1 pseudogene is annotated in these 473 nt (G+C 59.6%); it reads right to left on the bottom strand.

The features are described from left to right. Positions 1–189: 189 nt before the first annotated feature. A pseudogene (locus VSR68_RS42550) lies at positions 190–473 on the bottom strand (hypothetical protein); the annotation flags it as partial.

Raw genomic sequence — 473 nt, 5'->3', positions numbered from 1 at the left:
ACGCCATACGCGGAGACCCCGACACTGACCAAAGCGATGAGATAGAAGATCCCGATCGACAGGACGGAGAAGTTCCGGAAGATTTCCCGCGCCGGGATCATCGAATATTCCACAGGGTTCCTCACCTTATTGATGTTCGTCGCGGCACGCTACCGTCGCTGGCCCGCCGCGACGCTCCATTCGCGACAGTTAGATATAAACGACCTTCCGCGGTTCGAATTTCGGCCACCACTTCGCGTAGCCGAAATCGTCGGCGATCGCGTTGGCCGCGTTGTAGCCGGGCGCGCCGATGGCAAAGCCGCCTGGATGAGCAGATGCGCCGCACAGGTACAGCTTGTCGATGATCGTCCGGTACTGCGACATGCCGGCGAACGGCCGGTTGAAGCCGAGTTGTTCGGGCGTGATCTTGCCGTGGCAGATGTCGCCCTGAATCATGCTCGGCAGATACGTTTCAATGTCCACCGGCGTATAGG

Origin of the sequence: Paraburkholderia phymatum, assembly GCF_038900715.1 — a bacterium.
GTDB classification, from domain to species: domain Bacteria; phylum Pseudomonadota; class Gammaproteobacteria; order Burkholderiales; family Burkholderiaceae; genus Paraburkholderia; species Paraburkholderia phymatum_A.
Note: the sequence above shows the minus strand (reverse complement) of the source record. Positions and strands in the feature narration are given on the sequence as shown.